Below are 235 nucleotides of genomic sequence, written 5' to 3'. Positions count from 1 at the left end.
CAAGGACGCCGCCAACAAGACCGGCACCGCCTCCTTCACCTGGACCGTCACCTCCGGCGGCGGCACCGGCTGCACCCCGGCCCAGCTGCTCGGCAACCCCGGCTTCGAGACCGGCACCGCCAGCCCCTGGACCGCCTCCTCCGGCGTCGTCGACAACTCCTCCTCCCAGGCCGCCCACGGCGGCTCCTGGAAGGCCTGGATGGACGGCTACGGCTCCAGCCACACCGACAGCCTC

The 235-nt window shown here is 73.2% G+C and carries 1 pseudogene; it reads left to right on the top strand.

From position 1 onward, the window contains the following. A pseudogene (locus tag OO57_RS38215) lies at positions 1 to 235 on the top strand (hypothetical protein); the annotation flags it as partial.

The sequence above is a fragment of the Kitasatospora phosalacinea genome (genome assembly GCF_000717185.1).
Taxonomy (GTDB): Bacteria; Actinomycetota; Actinomycetes; order Streptomycetales; family Streptomycetaceae; genus Kitasatospora; species Kitasatospora phosalacinea_A.
This window is presented reverse-complemented; position numbering and strand designations above follow the sequence as displayed.